The organism is Streptomyces sp. NPDC042002 (genome assembly GCF_055588305.1).
In genome coordinates this window covers 13,484-31,999 of sequence record NZ_JBVJCT010000009.1, presented here as the reverse complement: position 1 = coordinate 31,999, position 18,516 = coordinate 13,484, and the positions used below count along the sequence as shown (strand labels likewise).

Here is an 18,516-nt window from a genome sequence, read left to right as displayed (position 1 = left end):
TCAGGTGGTCCGGGCGTCGGGCCGCTCGGGGGCTGTGGTGACGTCCGCGCTGTCTCGGGTGCGGACGACCGTGTTGCCGGGGAGGGTGAGGATCCGGTCGCGGACGGCGACCCGGCCCGCCGGCTGGGTCGAGTACGGACGGCCGCTCGCGCTGAACAGGCCGGAGGTGAGGACGCGTTCGCCCCGTCCCGTGCCCTGGACGCTCACAGGACGACCACGGACCGGAGCACCTCGCCGCGGTGCATCTTCGTGAACGCCTCCTCGACCTGGTCGAGCGAGATCGTCTCGCTGACGAAGGCGTTGAGGTCCAGCAGCCCGTACAGGTACTGGTCGACGAGGAAGGGGAAGTCGCGGCTCGGCAGACAGTCCCCGTACCAGGAGGACTTCAGGGCGCCGCCGCGCGAGAACAGGTCGATCAGCGGCAGGTCGATCCGCATCTCGGGGTCGGGCACGCCCACCTGGACGAGCACACCGGCGTGGTCGCGCATGTAGAACGCCTGCTTGTACGTCTCCGGCCTGCCCACCGCGTCGATGGCGATGTCGACTCCGAAACCGTCGGTCAGGGCGCGTACGGCCTCGACCGGGTCCGTTCCCCGCGAGTTGACGGTGTGGGTGGCGCCGAACCGCTCCGCCAGGTCGAGCTTCTTGTCGTCGATGTCGACGGCGATGACCTTCATCGCGCCGTTCAGGCAGGCGCCCGCGATGGCCGCGTTGCCCACGCCGCCGCAGCCGATGACGGCGACGGTGTCACCTCGCCCGACGTTGCCGGTGTTGACGGCGGCGCCGTATCCGGCCATCACGCCGCAGCCGATCAGCCCCGCGGCCTCCGGCCGTGCCGCCGGGTCGATCTTCACCGCCTGCCCGGCCGCGACCAGGGTCTTCTCGGCGAAGGCGCCGATACCGAGGGCGTTGCTGAGAGGGGTGCCGTCGAGGAGGGTCATCGGCTGGGCGGCGTTGCGCGAGTCGAAGCAGTACCAGGGGCGGCCGCGCCGACAGGAGCGGCAGGTGCCGCAGGGGGCGCGCCAGGCGAGGACGACGTAGTCGCCCGGTGCCACTTCGGTGACGCCGGGACCGATCGCCTCGATGGTGCCGGCTGCCTCATGGCCCAGCAGGAAGGGGAATTCATCGTTGACCGCGCCGTCCCGGTAGTGCAGATCCGTGTGGCAGACCCCGCAGGCCTGGACGTCGACGAGCACCTCACCGGGGCCCGGGTCGGGTACGAGGATCGTCCGCACCTCGACGGGTGCGCCCTTTTTGACAGCGACTGCGGCACGGACCTCGTGGGGCACGACAAGCTCCTCTGCTGTTGCGCATTACACGATGGGTTGCGTGATGGGGAACATACTGAGAACGCCGTCAGGTGGCCGTCAAGGGGTGGGGGTTAACCCTTGGCAAAACGAACTGGGGGCCCGAAACGCGGCGGACACACAACGACGCGGGGGCGGGCGAGTCCCGGCCCCGCGTCATGAAGAGTGCGCGTTCTCAAGGGGCTTGAGGCGACGGCGGTAACGGTGGTGGTTGGCGGTTGAGGCGGTGTCTGTTGGAGCGTGGTGTCTGTTGCGGTGGTGGGAGTCGCTGTGGTGGGGGTGACTGTGGTCGTGACGGCGCTCCACCGTGCGGGCGCTAGCGGGAAGAGCCGGCCGGTGTCGCGATCTGCGGCTCACCGCCGTGCGCCCGGACTGGCGGCTCGCGGCTCACATCGCGGTCTGTGGCTCACGGCTCTGCCAAGGGGCGACCGGCGCCCGCTGTCACCTCGGCCGTCCCCGCCGTCTCTGCCGTCTCAGAAGCCGTAGCCCATCCGGCGGGACAACTCGGCTCCCGCCGCCACCGTCCGCTTGGACAGCTCCGGCAGGCGGTCCGCGTTCAGCCGGTACACCGGTCCCGACACGCTGATCGCGGCGATCACCTTGCCGTCGTGCGCCCGCACCGGCGCGGCCACGGCGGCGAGTCCGAGCTCCAGCTCCTCGAGCGTGATGCCGTACCCCTGCTCGATCACGGCCTCCAGCTCGGCGCGCAGGGTGGACGGCCCGGTGATCGTGCGCTCCGTGAAGCGCGGCAGAGGGCGTGCCAGCAAGCCCTCCCGCAAGGTGGGCGACATGTGCGCGAGCAGCACCTTCCCGCTGGACGTGGCGTGCAGCGGAGTGCGTCTGCCGAGCCAGTTCTGCGCCGTGACCGACGCGGTGCCGCGGGCTTGCATGATGTTGACGGCCGCGTCGTCGTCCAGGACCGCGATGTTGACGGTCTCGCCCAGTTCGTCGGCGAGTTCGCGGCAGACCGGGACGCCTTCCTGGGAGATGTCGAGGCGCACCGCCGCCGCCCCCGCGAGGCGCAGCAGGGCAGCTCCCAGGTAGTACTTCCCGCGGTCCTTGGCCTGCGCGACCAGGCCGCGGTTCTCCAGAACGCCGAGCAGCCGGAACGCGGTGGACTTGTGCACGTCCAGTTCCTCGGCGATCTCGGTGACGCCCGCTTCGCCGAGCCGGGCGAGGATCTCCAGCACGCTCACGGCGCGGTCCACCGACTGGACGGCGCTGCCCGCGCTCCTGCCGCTCTGGTTGTCGGGGTTCTCCTCGGGGCGTTCAGCCCGCTTCTGCGTGCGCGTCATAGGTCAACTCTCACCACCTGACGGCCCTGTTCGGGCCGCATCTGCGGGAAGCCCTTGACGTGACGGGATTCCCGCGCGGATTCTGTTGCGCATAGCGCTCCCTCGTGCGCCATGTGAAACATCATGTTACCGAAGCGTCCGGAACCCGGAAGGTTCCCGACGACCTGGACCTGAGAGGTCGCGGACGAAATGTCCGGACCGAGAGGGGGGCCCGTGATTCCCGTCTGCCGCCTTGAAGACCTCCCCGAGGGCGAATCCGTCCGCGTCGGGACCACGCCACCGGTCGCCGTGTTCAACGCCGACGGCGAGTTGTACGCCATCGACGACACCTGCACCCACCAGGACGCCTCCCTTTCGGAGGGATGGCTGGAGGGCTGTCTGGTCGAATGCCCGCTGCACGCCGCCTCGTTCGATCTCCGCACCGGTCGGCCGATGTGCCTCCCCGCACGCCGCCCCGTCCGTACCCACCGTGTCACCGTCGACGAGGGAATGATCCACGTCCACCTCACCGCGGAGGAGGGCACCGCCGCATGACCGCCGTGACCCCAGCCCATGGACACGGCGTCGGCCCCGCGGCCGGAATCGACGCGCCCCGCCCCGTGTCCCGACCCATCGCCCAAGTGGGCCGCATCAGCCGGCGGTGCCGAGTGGGCTACGTGTGCAGGGTGGGCCCCCTGAACCACATGAGGTACTCGAGTCCCGCGAGCGGTATGCACGGCATGAACGGCTTGAGTTCCGAGAGTCACTTGAACCGCGTTCGTCGCGCGAGTGCCACGAACCCACGTGCCGTCAGGCGGGCCCGATGAGGACCGTGACCGTCGTCGGTGCCTCCCTCTCCGGTCTGTATACCGCCCGCGAACTGCGCGCCCAGGGCTTCGACGGACGACTGGTGATCGTCGGAGACGAACCCCACCGCCCCTATGACCGGCCTCCCCTCTCCAAAGACTTCCTCACCGGTCGCGCCGACGAGGACCGACTCGCTCTGACCGACTCCGAGGAGTGCGCCGGGCTCGACGCCGAGTGGCTCCTCGGCGTACGCGCCCGCGGCCTCGACGCCCGTGGCCGCACCGTCCTGCTGGAGGGCGGCCGCAGTGTCCCAACGGACGGAGTCGTCATCGCCACGGGTGCCTCCGCCCGTCGCCTTCCCGGTGACGGCCTCCTCGGCGTCCACACCCTGCGGACCCTCGACGACGCCCGTGCCCTGCGCGCGGAACTCACCGCGGGACAGCGCCGCGTCGTGGTCATCGGCGGCGGCTTCATCGGCGCCGAGACCGCGTCCTCGTGCGCCGCCCTGGGCCATGACGTCACCGTCGTCGAAGCGGCCCCGCTGCCCCTCCTTCCCCAACTCGGCCCGGACATGGCAGCCGTGTGTGCCGCACTGCACCGGCGCGCGGGCACCTGTCTCGTCACCGGAACCGGGGTCGCCGGGTTCCGGGGGAGCGGCGGCGCGTCACCCGGCGCGGTCAGCGGAGTGAATCTGTCCGACGGCCGATCCCTGCCCGCCGATGTCGTGATAATCGGCGTCGGCGCCGCCCCGAACACCGGCTGGCTGGCGGGCTCGACGCTCGACGTGAACGACGGCGTGCTGTGCGACGACGGCTGCGCGACCGGACTTCCGCAGGTCGTCGCCGTCGGTGACGTCGCCCGGGTCGGCGGCACCCGCGCCGAACACTGGACCTCCGCCACCGAGCAACCCCGCGTAGCGGTGCGCAACTTGCTCGCCGGACGTACCCTGGCGACTCTGCGGTCCCTGCCCTACTTCTGGTCCGACCAATACGGTGCGCGGATCCAGTTCGCGGGCCGACGAAAGGAATCGGACACGGTCCGGATCGTCGAGGGAGCCCTCGCCGACGGCGGACCGGCGGCGGGCGGTTTCCTCGCCCTCTACGAGCGTGCAGGCCGCACGACAGGGGTGCTCGCGGTCGACCGCCCCCGCCCCTTCATGCGCGTTCGTCGTGAACTGGCGCGCAGCGAGGACCCGGTGGAGCCGGCGGCACTGTGACGACGTGACGCCGGTGACCGCCGGACGATGACGGACGCGAGGGGTAGCCGGAGGTCCGTCCTTTTCCCTTGAGCCGGCTTCCCCTTGCGCTGGCCGATTGCGTGAGTGGTGAACCCTCACCCTTCGTCGCGACCTGCCGCTCCTGCCCGCTTCCCGTATCCGGGGCGGAGAGGGCCTGCCGCTCCGCTACGAGTGCGACAACTGTCCGGCCCCGCCCCGCCTGCGTATCCGCTCCTGGGCCCGTGCCGAGATCCGCGCCTGACGCCTGGCCTTGCGGCGCTCGCGGCGAAGTGCCCGCGCGGTGCTGCTCGGCACCGACACCACGCCGTTCCGCTGGTTCCACACCTGACGTGTCACCCAGACGTCCAGGACGGCCCAAGTGGCGACGACCGTACTCGCCACGCTGCTCAGGACCATCGGGAAGGCCAGCCAGGACACCGTCATCGTGCACAGGAAGGCCACCACGGCCTGTATCAGCGTCACCGCGATGATGAGCACCGCGCGTACGGCCGACGTACGCACCGGGTCGGGCAGCCGACGCCTGCGCGCGGGCTCCTCGATCCACAACGGCCGGTAGTACGACCGCTCTTCGTGGTCCTCGTATGCGTCCGTGGCAGCGCCCTTCTCCTCAACTCTGCCGCCCCTGTCCGTGGCGGTGTCCTGGAGGTCCGCCGTGCCGGGTCCGCCCGTCGTGGCCCGCCGCCCGTCCGTCCGGCCGTGCCCAGCCGCCGGAATGTCGTGATCCGGTGCCCGGGTGGCCAGTTGTGCCGCCTCGCGTGTCGCAACCCCAGTAGCGGGTGCCCCGCTCCGCTCCGCCGTGCCCATCAACTTGTCACTCCCCACCGCCCAGCAGTCCTCTCGACGGGTGTCTCGCGACTCCCGCCCCCCAGTGGCTGCCCGGCTTGCGCTCTTTTACGCCGCCTGAGCGCGGCATGCGGCGCCTGTGGCCGATTCCGCCCTCAATTCCCGTACAGAAAGACGAACGACCTGCCCCGAAGATTCCCGCCGAGCGAAGAATTCCGGCCAACTGACGAAGTTCCCCGCTCCGATGCGATCCGCCCCCAAGTGCCGGATTCGGGGAGGCAATCTCCCCCAATGAACGGACAACTCCCCATGTCTCGTTCCCTGTCGAGCCGGGACCTCGTCCGGACGGGTCTTCGAGTTACCTCCGGGTCAGTAGTAGGCTCACGCCGTTTGTTGACGCACATGTGTACCCCCGGCCGGGGGTCGAGCTGGGGGAGGCCATGCGCTTTCGCGGGAAGTCCATCCGCCGGAAGATTGTGGCGCTGCTCCTCGTGCCCCTGGTGTCCTTGACCGCGATCTGGGGTTTCGCGACCGTGCTCACGGGGCGTGAGGCAAGCCAGCTCTTCAACGTGTCCGAGACCGTGGAGAAGATCGGCTACCCGACCGAGGACACCGTCAGAGTCCTCCAGCAGGAACGCCGCCAGACGCTCGTCTACTTGGCCGATCCTCGCGCGTCCGACGGGCTCGCGGCGCTCAAGCGCAGCCGCGGTGCCACGGACCGCGTCGTGGCGAAGGTCCGCAGGAACGCGCAGGACAAGGGCGTGCGCAAGGAACTGAGCGGGGGCACCGCGGAGCGCCTCACCTCTCTCCTCGACGCCGTCGACGGAATCTCCTCGCTGCGCAGCGGCATCGAGGACGGCACCGTCAACCGTGTCCAGGCCCTCGGCCTCTACAACCGTCTGATCGATCCCTGCTTCGTCCTGCTGGCCAACCTGCACGTGGTCGACGACGTGGAACTGGACAAGGAGGGCCGCGCCCTCGTCAACGTGTCCCGCGCCCGTGAACTGCTCTCCCGTGAGGATGCCCTTCTCGGCTCCGCGCTGGTCGCCGGTCACATCACACGGGACGAACTCCGCGACATCTCCGACCTCGTGGCCCAGCGCACCCTCCTCTACGACATCAGCCTGCCGTTGCTGCCCTCGTCGGAACGCGACCGCTTCGAGCGGTATTGGAGGAACGCCGGCACCGGGCCACTGCGCGTGGCGGAGCAGGCCGTCGCCGACTCCGCGGCCGGCTCGCCGAGCGGCGTCACCGCGAAGAGCTGGGACGGCGCGGCCGGGCATGTGCTCGCCGAACTCGGCGGCCTCGAGGACCGGGCCGGCGACCACTACCGGGACCGGGTCAGGCCCGTGGCCATGAGCGTCATCCTCCAGGCTGTCGTCGCGGGCGTGGTCGGTCTGATCGCCCTGCTGATCTCGCTCGTCATGTCCGTACGCATCGGCCGGAGTCTCATCCGTGACCTGCGCAGGCTGCGCCTGGAGGCCCACGAGGCGTCCGGCGTGCGGCTGCCCAGCGTCATGCGCCGCCTCTCCGCCGGTGAGCAGGTCGACGTCGAGACCGAAGTGCCGCGCCTGGAGTACGACAGGAACGAGATCGGCGAGGTCGGCCAGGCCCTCAACACCCTTCAGCGCGCAGCCGTCGAGGCGGCCGTCAAGCAGTCCGAACTGCGCGAGGGCGTCTCCGAGGTCTTCGTCAATCTCGCGCGCCGCAGCCAGGTACTGCTCCACAAGCAGCTCACCCTCCTCGACACCATGGAACGCAGGACCGAGGACACCGACGAACTGGCCGACCTGTTCCGCCTCGACCACCTGACCACCCGAATGCGCCGCCATGCCGAGGGCCTGGTCATCCTGTCCGGCGCGGCGCCGTCCCGGCAGTGGCGCAAGCCCGTCCAGCTCATGGACATCGTCCGCGCCGCCGTCGCTGAGGTCGAGGACTACGAACGCGTCGAGGTACGCCGACTGCCGCGCGTCGCCCTCACGGGTCCCGCCGTCGCCGACCTCACCCATCTCGTGGCCGAGCTCCTGGAGAACGCCACGGTGTTCTCGCCCCCGCACACGGCCGTTCACGTCGTGGGTGAGCGCGTCGCCAACGGCTTCACCCTGGAGATCCACGACCGCGGCCTCGGCATGGCCGCCGAGGCGCTGCTCGACGCCAACCTGCGGCTCGCCGAGACCCCCGAGTTCGAACTCTCCGACACCGACCGGCTCGGCCTCTTCGTGGTCAGCCGGCTCGCCCAGCGGCAGAACGTCCGCGTCTCGCTCCAGCCGTCTCCGTACGGCGGCACCACAGCGGTCGTCTTCATGCCGGACGCCCTGCTCACCGACGACGTACCGGACACCAACGGCATCGGATTCCGCCTCGACCGCGCCCTGCCCACCAAGGAGCGCCAGGCCGAGGAGCGCCGCAGCACGGCACTCACCCAGTCACCGGTGCGTCTGCCGGGACTGCCCGCCTCGGTCCTGGACGGTCCCGTCGAACTGGACGCGCCCGTCGACCTGGACACGTTCACCGGATTCCCCGGCGCTCTCGGCGACGACGACAGCGAACGCGGAGGACTGTTCCGTCCGCGGCGCTCCATCGCCGGGGTTCCCGCGGGGCGGCACCAACAGGCCGGTGACAGCGGCGACGACTCCGCCCGCTCGGGGGACGACGACCCTCCGGGCACCGCCCCCATCGCGCTGCCGCGGCGCCGGGCACCCAAACTCGTCAGCTCCCACGGCCGTCCCGTCAACCAGGCCAGGTCGTGGCGCGACCGGGCGGACGACACGGCCCAGGACCTCGAATCGGCGCGGAACCCGGGCACCCCGTCGGACTCGGAGCCGAGGGAGAACGGGGACCGCCCGGAACGCCCGGCGACGGAACGCGAAGGCGCGAAACCACTGCCCAGGCGGCGGGGCGAGCGATCCGCCGCCTCGGCCCGGCACGGCGGTGAGCGCTCCGGTGTCCCCGGGCCGCGAGGGGCCTTCGGCACACCCGAGAGAGCCGGCCTCCATGAGGCACCCGAACCCCGCAGAGCGCCCGGCCTCCGTGAGGCCCCCGGCCGGCCGGACGCCCCGGCTCTGCCCCGGCGCACCCGCACCACCGCATCGGCCGAGAGCCCGGACGACACCACCCCACGCCGCGACACCGCGGCGGGACAGGCAGAATCGGGTACGGCCCCGCTGCCCCGGCGCGTCCGGCAGGCCAACCTGGCCCCGCAGTTGAAGGACGGACCGGCGCGGCGCGCCGAGCGCGGCAACGGCCGCGACGGCACGGGGGCGGACCCCGCCGAACGGGACGCCGACGAAGTACGCAGCCGGATGGCCTCCCTCCAGCGGGGCTGGCAGCGCGGCCGCGAAGAGAACGCCGTGGGCGACCAGGCCCAGGACGGCTCAGCACGACGAACGACAAAGGGGGACGGTCGATGACCACACCGAAGGCCGCAGGGCCCACCGCGACCAGCAATGTGTCCGGCGAGCTGAACTGGCTTCTCGACGAACTGGTGGACCGCGTCGCCAGCATCCACAAGGCGATCGTGCTCTCCGGCGACGGCCTTCCCACCGGGGCCTCGAAGGACCTCACCCGGGAGGACAGCGAGCACCTGGCCGCCGTCGCCTCCGGCTTCCACAGCCTCGCCAAGGGCGTCGGCCGGCACTTCGAGGCGGGCAGCGTCCGCCAGACCGTCGTCGAACTCGACGAGGCCTTCCTCTTCGTCACGGCCGCCGGCGACGGCAGCTGCCTCGCCGTCCTCTCGGACGCCGACTCCGACGTGGGCCAGGTCGCGTACGAGATGACGCTTCTCGTCAAGCGGGTCGGCGTCCATCTGGCCGCCAGTCCACGCACCGATCTGCCTGCGGGCGGGTAGTGGGATGACATGAGCGGAGACGGTCAGGGAAGACGCCACTGGTTCGACGACGAGGCCGGACCGGTGGTCCGTCCGTACGCCATGACACGCGGCCGCACCACCAGCGCGGCCCAGCACCGCCTCGACCTGATCGCGCTGGTGGTCACGGAGCAGCACGCCGAGGACCCCGAGGCGGACCACTCGCTGTCCCCGGAACACGTGAACATCGTCGAACTCTGCCGTGACATCCCCCAGTCGGTCGCCGAACTCGCAGCCGAACTCGATCTGCCCATCGGAGTGGTGCGAGTCCTCATCGGTGACCTGGTGGATGACGAAATGGTCCATGTGACACGTCCCGTACCCCCTGCCGAGCTGCCGGACGAGAGTATTCTGCGCGACGTGATCAGCGGCCTCCGGGCGCTCTGAGCTGGGCGGAAACGGGGAACAGACGTGACAGGCTGGCAGTTCTGGGTCGACCGGGGCGGTACCTTCACGGACATCGTCGCGCGGCGCCCCGACGGCCGGCTGGTCACGCACAAGCTGCTGTCCGACCATCCGGCCCGCTACGCCGACGCGGCCGTCGCGGGCGTCCGTGAACTCCTCGACAGCGAAGGGGACGCCGCGGGCGCCCCGGTCGACGCCGTCCGCATGGGCACCACCGTCGCGACCAACGCCCTCCTGGAACGCAAGGGCGAACGCACGCTCCTCGTCACCACCCGGGGCTTTCGCGACGCCCTGCGCATCGCCTACCAGAACCGTCCCCGCATCTTCGCCCGCGCCATCGAACTCCCCGAGCTGCTCCACGAGCGGGTGATCGAGGTCGACGAACGGATCGCCGCCGACGGCACCGTCCTGCGCGCTCCCGACCTGGACACCCTCGCCGTCCTTCTCCAGGAGGCGTACGACGACGGGATCCGCGCGGTCGCCGTGGTCTGCATGCACAGCCACCTCCACCCTGCCCACGAACAAGCCGTGGGCGAACTGGCGGCCCACGTAGGCTTCCCGCAGATCTCCCTCTCCAGCGAGGTCAGCCCACTGATGAAGCTGGTGCCGCGCGGTGACACGGCCGTCGTCGACGCCTACCTGTCGCCCGTACTGCGCCGCTACGTCCAGCACGTCGCCGCCGAACTCCGGGGCGTACGGCTGATGTTCATGCAGTCCAACGGAGGCCTCGCCGAGGCCGGTCAGTTCCGCGGCAAGGACGCCATCCTGTCCGGACCCGCGGGCGGCATCGTCGGCATGGCCCGGATGTCGCAGCTCGCCGGCTTCGACCGCGTCATCGGGTTCGACATGGGCGGCACGTCCACGGACGTCTCCCACTTCGCCGGAGAGTACGAGCGGACCTTCACCACCCGGATCGCCGGGGTCCGGCTGCGCGCCCCCATGCTGGACATCCACACCGTCGCCGCGGGCGGCGGATCGGTGCTCCACTTCGACGGCTCCCGCTACCGCGTGGGTCCCGACTCGGCCGGCGCCGACCCCGGGCCCGCCTGCTACCGGAACGGCGGCCCGCTGACGGTCACCGACGCCAACGTGGCACTCGGCCGCATCCAGCCCGCCCACTTCCCGAAGGTGTTCGGCCCCGGCGCGGACCAGCCCCTCGACCGCGGCCTGGTCCGTGACCGGTTCACCGCCCTCGCGCACGAGATCCGCGAGGGGACCGGCGACGACCGCACCCCGGAGCAGGTCGCCGAGGGCTACCTGCAGATCGCCGTGGCCAACATCGCCAACGCGGTCAAGCGGATCTCCGTACAGAAGGGCCACGACGTCACCCGCTACGCGCTGACCACCTTCGGCGGCGCCGGTGGCCAGCACGCGTGCATGGTCGCCGACTCCCTCGGCATCCGCACCGTCCTGGTGCCGCCCATGGCAGGCGTCCTGTCCGCCCTCGGCATCGGACTCGCCGATACGACGGCCATGCGCGAACAGTCCGTCGAAGTACCCCTCGAAGCGTCCTCGATGCCCGGCATCCTCAAGACGGCCGACGACCTGGAGGGCGCCACCCGCGCCGAACTCCTCGCCGAGGACGTCCCCGAGCACCGCATCCGGATCACCCGCCGCGCCCAGCTCCGCTATGACGGCACGGACACAGCGCTGACCGTCGAACTCACCGAGCCCGACACCATGAGCCACGCCTTCGAAGAACGTCATCGCGCCACCTACTCCTTCACCCTCGACCGCCCGGTCGTCGTCGAAGCCCTTTCCGTGGAAGCCACCGGTCTCACCGAACCCCCCGATCTCTCCGCCCTCGCCCCCTACGAGGCCGCACTCGCGTCCCGCTCAGCCACCGCGGAGACCGTCAGCCTCCACACGGGCGGCGCCTGGCGCGATGTGCCCCTGCACCGCCGCGAGGAACTCCCGCCCGGCGAGACCGTGACCGGACCCGCGATCATCGCCGAAGCGGGTGCGACCACCGTCGTCGACGACGGCTGGCGGGCCGCGACGACCGACGACGGGCATCTGGTCATGGAACGCGCGGCGATTACGGAGAGTTCCGATCTCGACACGGAAGCGGACCCCGTTCTGCTCGAGGTCTTCAACAACCTCTTCATGTCCATCGCGGAACAGATGGGCGCCCGCCTGGAATCGACCGCCCAGTCCGTCAACATCAAGGAGCGCCTGGACTTCTCCTGCGCCCTGTTCGACCCCGACGGCAACCTGGTGGCCAACGCCCCGCACATCCCGGTCCACCTGGGCTCGATGGGGACGAGCGTGCAGGAGGTCGTCCGGCGGCGCGGCGACACCATGCGACCCGGGGACACCTACGCCGTCAACGATCCGTACCACGGCGGCACCCACCTCCCCGATGTCACCGTGATCACCCCGGTCTTCGACACGGAGGGTGAGCGGATCCTGTTCTACGTCGCCTCGCGCGGACACCACGCCGAGATCGGCGGCATCGCCCCGGGCTCCATGCCGGCGAACAGCCGCACCATCGACGAGGAGGGCGTCCTCTTCGACAACTGGCTGCTCGCCGAAAGCGGCCGCTTCCGTGAGGCGGAGACCCTGGCCCTGCTCACCGAGCCGCCCCACCCCTCGCGCAACCCGAAGACCAACCTCGCCGACCTGCGCGCCCAGATCGCAGCCAACCGCAAGGGCGTCGACGAAGTCGGCCGGATGATCGAGGACTTCGGGCTCGATGTCGTCCAGGCGTACATGCAGCACGTCCAGGACAACGCGGAGGAAGCGGTGCGCCACGTCATCGACACCCTCGAAGACGGCGAGTTCGCCTACGAGACCGACTCAGGGGCGGTCATCCGTGTCCGTGTCTCGGTGGACCGCGAAAAACGTTCCGCCACGGTCGACTTCACGGGCACGTCCGCGCAGCTCACGACCAACTTCAACGCACCCTTCGCCGTGGTCAACGCCGCGGTCCTGTACGTCTTCCGCACGCTGGTGGACGACGACATCCCGCTCAACGACGGCTGTCTGCGCCCCCTCCGTATCGTGGTGCCGCCGGGATCGATGCTCGCCCCCGAGCCCCCGGCCGCCGTCGTCGCAGGCAACGTGGAGACGTCCCAGGTGATCACCGGCGCCCTCTACGCGGCCCTGGGCGTGCAGGCCGAGGGCTCCGGCACCATGAACAACGTCACCTTCGGCAACGAGCGCCACCAGTACTACGAGACCGTGGCCTCCGGATCGGGCGCGGGCGACGGCTTCCCCGGCACCTCCGTCGTACAGACCCATATGACCAACTCGCGGCTCACCGACCCCGAGGTCCTGGAGTGGCGACTGCCCGTCCTGCTCGACGAGTTCGCGATTCGACGCGGCAGCGGCGGCCCTGGACACTGGCGGGGCGGCGACGGCGCCGTACGCCGTATCCGGTTCCTGGAGCCGATGACCGTCTCGACGCTCTCCCAGCACCGCAGGGTGCCGCCGTACGGTATGGCGGGCGGCGAGCCCGGTGCCCTCGGCGCCAACCGGGTGGAGCGCGCCGACGGCACCGTCACGGAACTCGGCGGAAGCGATGCGGCGGACGTCGGCCCCGGCGACGTACTCGTCATCGAAACCCCCGGCGGCGGGGGCTACGGCCCACCGCCGCGCGACCCCCATCAAGCAGGAGAAGAGATCGATGATCTTCGGGCGTTCTGAGCGCGGCAAGCCTCCGGTCGAGCCCGTCACGCTCAAGATCCTGGTGGCCGGCGGCTTCGGCGTGGGCAAGACGACTCTCGTCGGCGCGGTCAGCGAGATCAAACCGCTGCGCACCGAGGAACTCCTCACCGAGGCGGGCCGGCCCATCGACGACACCAGCGGTGTGGAGGGCAAGCACACCACCACCGTCGCCATGGACTTCGGGCGGATCACGCTGCGCGAGGACTTGGTGCTCTACCTGTTCGGAACCCCCGGCCAGGACCGTTTCTGGTTCCTCTGGGACGAGCTCGCCACGGGTGCCCTGGGCGCCGTCGTACTGGCCGACACCCGCCGTCTGGAGGACTGCTTCGCCGCGGTCGACTACTTCGAACGGCGCTCCATACCCTTCGTGGTCGGAGTCAACTGCTTCGAGGAAGCCGCTCGTTACCCCGCGGAGGACGTCCGCCAGGCTCTCGACCTCGACCCGGGGGTGCCCGTCGTCCTCTGCGACGCGCGGGACCGGGAGTCCGTCAAGGAAGTCCTCATCCGCGTCGTCCAGCACGCGATGGCGTACGCCGCCGCCCGCCGCGAGACCGTCACGACCTGACGCACACGCGGCTTTGCGGCCGTCATGACGCGCAGGTGCGGCCCGTACCCCCACCGACTGGGGTACGGGCCGCGGTCATGCACGCGCGCGTGGCTCACGTGAGACGTACGCGCGCGTGGACACCTGTTCCCACGGCGACACTCCGCCCGCGCCCGACTCCGCCGACGCGGACGCGGGGTCACTCGATGGTGTCGTCGTGCCAGCCGAAGCTCTTCTCCACCGCCTTGCGCCAGTTGTGGTACTCGCTGTCGCGCACCGAGGCCTCCATGGACGGCGTCCACTCGACGTCCTTCTGCCAGTGCGTCTTCAGCTCGTCGAGGTCGTTCCACACCCCGGTCGCGAGCCCGGCCGCGTACGCGGCGCCCAGACAGGTCGTCTCGGAGACCTTCGGACGGATCACCGGCACGCCGAGGACATCCGCCTGGTGCTGCATCAGCAGATTGTTCTTGGTCATGCCACCGTCCACCTTCAGAGTGGTGATCTGCACGCCGGAGTCCTGGTACATGGCGTCCACGACCTCACGTGTCTGCCAGCTCGTGGCCTCCAGGACCGCGCGCGCGAGGTGCGCCTTCGTGACGTACCGCGTGAGCCCGGTGATGACGCCGCGCGCGTCCGAGCGCCAGTAGGGGGCGAACAGGCCCGAGAAGGCGGGCACGATGTACGCGCCGCCGTTGTCCTCGACGCTCGCCGCCAGTGTTTCGATCTCGTCGGCGGAACGGATGATGCCCAACTGGTCCCGGAACCACTGCACCAGCGCGCCCGTGATCGCGATCGACCCCTCGAGGCAGTAGACCGGCGCCTCGGTGCCGATCTTGTATCCCATGGTCGTCAGCAGTCCGTTCTTCGAGGGAACGGGCCTGTTGCCGGTATTCAGCAGCAGAAAGCTGCCGGTGCCGTAGGTGTTCTTCGCCGTGCCGACGTCGTAGCAGGCCTGTCCGAAGACCGCCGCCTGCTGGTCGCCGAGCGCCGACGCGACCGGGACACCGCCGAGTTGGCCCACGGTGGTGCCGTACACCTCGGCGGATGACCTGATCTCGGGGAGCACCGCTTCGGGGATGTTCATCGCGGAAAGGATGGACGGGTCCCACTGGAGGGTCTCCAGGTTCATCAGCATGGTGCGACCGGCGTTGGTCACGTCGGTGACGTGCCGCCCGCCGTTCGTGCCGCCGGTCAGGTTCCAGATGAGCCAGGAGTCGACGGTGCCGAAGGCGATCTCACCGCGTTCGGCGCGCGTGCGCAGGCCCGGCACGTTGTCGAGCAGCCAGGCCGCCTTGGGCCCGGAGAAGTAGCTCGCCAGAGGGAGCCCGGTCTGCTCGCGGAAGCGGTCCTGGCCGTCCGAGCCGCCCAGTTCGTTGCAGAGCGCCGACGTGCGGGTGTCCTGCCAGACGATCGCGTTGTGCACGGGCTTGCCGGTGGCGCGGTCCCACAGAACCGTCGTCTCGCGCTGGTTGGTGATGCCGAGCGCGCTCAACTGGTCGGCGCGCAGCCCGGCCTTGGCGATCGCTCCCGCGACCACGGCCTGCACCTTGGACCAGATCTCGGTGGCGTCGTGTTCCACCCAGCCCGGTTTGGGGAAGATCTGGCGGTGTTCGCGCTGGTCGACGGCGACGATCGCGCCGTTCCGGTCGAAGATGATGCAGCGGCTCGAAGTGGTGCCCTGGTCGATTGCGGCGACGTATTTCTCGGCGTTGTCCGTCATGTCGTCCCCTTACGTGCTCTTCGTCAGGAGGCTGCGTTCTCGTCAGGAGGCCGCCCTACAAGGGGTGGCGGGGCTTTCGGGGGTGGCGGCGTTCTCGTCAGAAGGCCACGTTGTAGATCGCGGCGCCGAGGGCGGCTCCCGCGATCGGGCCGACCACCGGAATCCAGGAGTAGCTCCACTCCGATGTGCCCTTGTTGGGAATCGGCAGCAGCGCGTGGGCGAGGCGCGGTCCCAGGTCGCGGGCCGGGTTGATGGCGTACCCGGTGGGGCCGCCCAGCGAGAGGCCGATGCCGACGACGAGGAAGGAGATGAGCAGGACCGGCAGGCCCGCGTCACCGATACCCGCGACGTGCTTGCCGCCGCCGGCCAGCGCGAGGATGGGCAGCATCAGGGCGGCCGTGGCGATGATCTCGGTGATCAGGTTCTGCACCGGGTTGTCGATCTCTGGGCGCGTCGAGAAGATCCCCAGCGTCTCGATGGCCTTGTCCTCCTCGGCGTTGAGGTTGAACTGGCCGAGGTAGAGCAGCCAGCACAGGACCGCCCCGATGACGGCTCCGGCGAACTGCCCGAGGAGGTAGAAGGGCACGTCCGACCACTTCGTGGAGCCCTCGATCGCGAATCCGATGGTGACCGCCGGGTTGATCTGCCCTCCCGACAGCGGTGCGGCGGTGTAGGCGCCGGCGAGGACGCCGAAGCCCCATCCGAAGGCGATGACGACCCAGCCCGCTCCCTGGGCCTTGGATTTGTTCAGGGTCACAGCGGCGCACACACCCGCGCCGAACAGAATGAGAATCGCGGTGCCGATCAACTCGCCGACAAAGATGTCTCCGTTGCTCATGGCGGCTCCTAGGCTCTCGCCCGGGGCGATCCGCTCCGGGCCACCGTGCAGGGTGCGTTCCCATGGCTACTTCAGCCGAGGGCAGGGAGATCCCGCGCCCCGCCCGGCGTCCGTGACGAGCGTGCCGTCGCAGCGGAATCGCCCGTGGGGACGGCTCTGGGCGCAGGTCGGAGACCCGAGCGGTGCGGTAGCTGAAGACGCCCGAATGCGGCGATGCCGACTGACACCCGGAAGTGTTCTCCGGCGCCCAGGGGGCGTCAAGGTCGCGGACCGCAACGGTTCGAGGGCGTAAAGAGGACGCGGCGCGGAGGGCCGCCGGCGTCGTACGGTGCCCCGTTCTCGGCCAGCCCGCCAGCCCGCCAGCCCGCCAGCCCGCCAGCCCGCCAGCCGGTCAGCCCGTGAGCGTCTGCCCGTACGGCTCCATCGGCGCGGCCCCCGTGCCGCGGCGGACCTCATGACCGGGCAGCCCCGCACGCCCCAGCACCCAACTCGCCCCGTCCAGAGCCTTGGCGGCCTGCTTGAGGGGGGCCAGAGAGGCGGCCGCCTGCCGGTGGTCGATCACGCTGCCGGGGGCGCACAGCACCGTGGCCAGCGACAGCGTGACGACGCGGCCGCCCGCCGCCCAGGGTGTGTCGAGCACCGAGGCGGCCAGCGGGTCGAGGCTGTCCGGGTCGGCGAGGACCAGGAAGTCGTCGCCGCCGATGTGCCCGACGAGCGTCGCCTCGGAGGCCGCGAGCTGCAATGTCCTTCCCACGCCCCGGATCAGCTCGTCGCCGGCCGCGAACCCCGCTCCGTCGTTGACCTGCTTGAAGTGGTCGATGTCCAGCCAGCTCAGCGCGAACATCCGGCCGTCCGCGATCCACCGGTCCACCTCCCCGGTGATCGCGTCCGAACCGGGCAGCCGGGTCAGCGGGTTGAGCCCCGCCGCCTCCTCGACCCGGCTCTCGGACAGCGCCCGTACGAGGTCCGCGAGGCGTACGACGCCCACGCACCGCCCGTACCGGTCGACGACCGCGACATCGTCGGACGTACGGTCCCGGTCCCCGTCCGCGACGACGTTCAGCACTTCCCAGGCCGTGGCGTCGACACCGACCGTGCGCGGTGGATCACCGAGCTTGGAGGCAGGCCGGTCGGCGTACAGCGCATGCCCGTAGCGCCCGGACAGCGACAGCAGGAACCGTGACCGGTGCACCGAGCGGACCGGCATCCCGGACGGGTCCACGAGCAACACCCCGGAGACGTCGGGCGACCCGGTGAGCAGTGCCCTGACCTGTCCGGCCGACGCGGTGGCCGGCAACAGCGCGGCCGGGCGTATGAACTGCCGCACGGACGGCCCGGACCGGGGCGCGCTTGGGACGCCCGGTGACAGCGCCGGAACGTATACGTCCGCCGAGGGCAGCCGGGCGGGTGGTGCGAACAGTTCGCCCTGAGCGAGTTGCGCGCCCGCCGACACCGCGGCGGCGCACTGCAGTTCCGTCTCGACGCCTTCGACGGACAGCAGCGCCCCGAGCTGTTCGCACAGCGTCCTCATCGCGCGCACCGCGGCGGGCCGCGACAGCAGGGACACGTCGAGCTTCATCAGCTCGGGTGCCAGATCCGTCAGCAGGCGCAGCGGTACGTCGCCGTCGCCGATGCCGTCCGCGCAGATCCGGAAGCCCTCGCCGCGCACCGCGGCCACAGCCTCCAGCAGGGCGTGCTGCGGCACGTGCGTGTACGGCGGGCCGATGTCGATGGTGATCTCCCAGGGCAGCCGTCCGGCTTCCCGCACCTCGTTCCGCAGTGCGGAGAGCCTGCCGAGGTCGGCCAGGGTTCCCGCGAACACGTTGACGTGCAGGGGCAGCAGCGTCTCCCTGCGGGCGGCGGCCCGGATGGCCAACGCGGTCAGCCTGCCGTCCAGTTCGGGGTCGCGGCGGGCCTGCGCCAGGATGTCGCCGGATTCCGGACGGGCGAGTATCTCCAGCGCCGCGACCCCTCCGGTCGTCAGATTGACGACCGGCTGAAAGGCGAAGCGGACAGTATCCGTCCAGGAGGGCACAACAGCATACTGCCGTTGTCGGCGTACGCCGG

Annotated in this window: 14 protein-coding genes; 7 read left to right on the top strand and 7 right to left on the bottom strand. The window is 70.6% G+C overall.

What is annotated here, in order from left to right; translation table 11 throughout:
* The 3 genes from ACZ6KY_RS16035 to ACZ6KY_RS16025 form a co-directional block, all read right to left on the bottom strand.
* On the bottom strand, positions 1 to 207 hold the full coding sequence (locus ACZ6KY_RS16035; RefSeq protein WP_469310911.1) for a hypothetical protein: 207 nt from the start codon (positions 205 to 207) through the stop codon (positions 1 to 3).
* Entirely contained in the window at positions 204 to 1,289 is a 1,086-nt protein-coding gene (locus ACZ6KY_RS16030; RefSeq protein WP_469310910.1) for an S-(hydroxymethyl)mycothiol dehydrogenase, read from the bottom strand. Before ACZ6KY_RS16030 ends, ACZ6KY_RS16035 begins: the two co-directional genes overlap by 4 nt.
* A 491-nt stretch (positions 1,290 to 1,780) precedes the next feature.
* Positions 1,781 to 2,602, bottom strand: coding sequence for an IclR family transcriptional regulator (locus tag ACZ6KY_RS16025; RefSeq protein ID WP_469310909.1), 822 nt, complete (start codon positions 2,600 to 2,602; stop codon positions 1,781 to 1,783).
* 213 nt (positions 2,603 to 2,815) lie between these two features.
* Here ACZ6KY_RS16025 and ACZ6KY_RS16020 point away from each other — a divergent pair, with 213 nt between their 5' ends.
* A complete protein-coding gene (locus ACZ6KY_RS16020; protein WP_469310908.1) occupies positions 2,816 to 3,136 on the top strand; it encodes a bifunctional 3-phenylpropionate/cinnamic acid dioxygenase ferredoxin subunit in 321 nt (106 codons plus the stop codon).
* Between the two features lie 268 nt (positions 3,137 to 3,404).
* Entirely contained in the window at positions 3,405 to 4,604 is a 1,200-nt protein-coding gene (locus ACZ6KY_RS16015) for an NAD(P)/FAD-dependent oxidoreductase (RefSeq protein WP_469310907.1), read from the top strand.
* A gap of 186 nt (positions 4,605 to 4,790) precedes the next feature.
* Here ACZ6KY_RS16015 and ACZ6KY_RS16010 read toward each other — a convergent pair whose 3' ends face one another.
* On the bottom strand, positions 4,791 to 5,429 hold the full coding sequence (locus ACZ6KY_RS16010; protein ID WP_469311085.1) for a hypothetical protein: 639 nt from the start codon (positions 5,427 to 5,429) through the stop codon (positions 4,791 to 4,793).
* A gap of 419 nt (positions 5,430 to 5,848) precedes the next feature.
* Here ACZ6KY_RS16010 and ACZ6KY_RS16005 point away from each other — a divergent pair, with 419 nt between their 5' ends.
* Genes ACZ6KY_RS16005 through ACZ6KY_RS15985 form a run of 5 tightly spaced genes read left to right on the top strand, consistent with a single transcriptional unit; the run spans position 5,849 to position 13,912 of the window.
* The gene (locus ACZ6KY_RS16005; RefSeq protein ID WP_469310906.1) at positions 5,849 to 8,818 is read left to right on the top strand and encodes a nitrate- and nitrite sensing domain-containing protein; all 2,970 of its coding nucleotides are present in this window, start codon (positions 5,849 to 5,851) and stop codon (positions 8,816 to 8,818) included.
* Entirely contained in the window at positions 8,815 to 9,255 is a 441-nt protein-coding gene (locus tag ACZ6KY_RS16000; RefSeq protein ID WP_469310905.1) for a roadblock/LC7 domain-containing protein, read from the top strand. Before ACZ6KY_RS16005 ends, ACZ6KY_RS16000 begins: the two co-directional genes overlap by 4 nt.
* 9 nt (positions 9,256 to 9,264) lie before the next feature.
* Entirely contained in the window at positions 9,265 to 9,660 is a 396-nt protein-coding gene (locus ACZ6KY_RS15995; protein WP_469310904.1) for a DUF742 domain-containing protein, read from the top strand.
* Between the two features lie 24 nt (positions 9,661 to 9,684).
* Entirely contained in the window at positions 9,685 to 13,326 is a 3,642-nt protein-coding gene (locus tag ACZ6KY_RS15990; RefSeq protein ID WP_469310903.1) for a hydantoinase B/oxoprolinase family protein, read from the top strand.
* The gene (locus ACZ6KY_RS15985) at positions 13,307 to 13,912 is read left to right on the top strand and encodes a GTP-binding protein (protein ID WP_261709360.1); all 606 of its coding nucleotides are present in this window, start codon (positions 13,307 to 13,309) and stop codon (positions 13,910 to 13,912) included. Before ACZ6KY_RS15990 ends, ACZ6KY_RS15985 begins: the two co-directional genes overlap by 20 nt.
* 178 nt (positions 13,913 to 14,090) lie before the next feature.
* Here ACZ6KY_RS15985 and glpK read toward each other — a convergent pair whose 3' ends face one another.
* The 3 genes from glpK to ACZ6KY_RS15970 form a co-directional block, all read right to left on the bottom strand.
* The gene (glpK, locus tag ACZ6KY_RS15980; RefSeq protein ID WP_469310902.1) at positions 14,091 to 15,611 is read right to left on the bottom strand and encodes a glycerol kinase GlpK; all 1,521 of its coding nucleotides are present in this window, start codon (positions 15,609 to 15,611) and stop codon (positions 14,091 to 14,093) included.
* A 97-nt stretch (positions 15,612 to 15,708) separates the two neighbouring features.
* A complete protein-coding gene (locus ACZ6KY_RS15975) occupies positions 15,709 to 16,449 on the bottom strand; it encodes an MIP/aquaporin family protein (RefSeq protein ID WP_469310901.1) in 741 nt (246 codons plus the stop codon).
* Between the two features lie 391 nt (positions 16,450 to 16,840).
* On the bottom strand, positions 16,841 to 18,484 hold the full coding sequence (locus tag ACZ6KY_RS15970) for an EAL domain-containing protein (protein WP_469310900.1): 1,644 nt from the start codon (positions 18,482 to 18,484) through the stop codon (positions 16,841 to 16,843).
* Between the last annotated feature and the right edge of the window lie 32 nt (positions 18,485 to 18,516).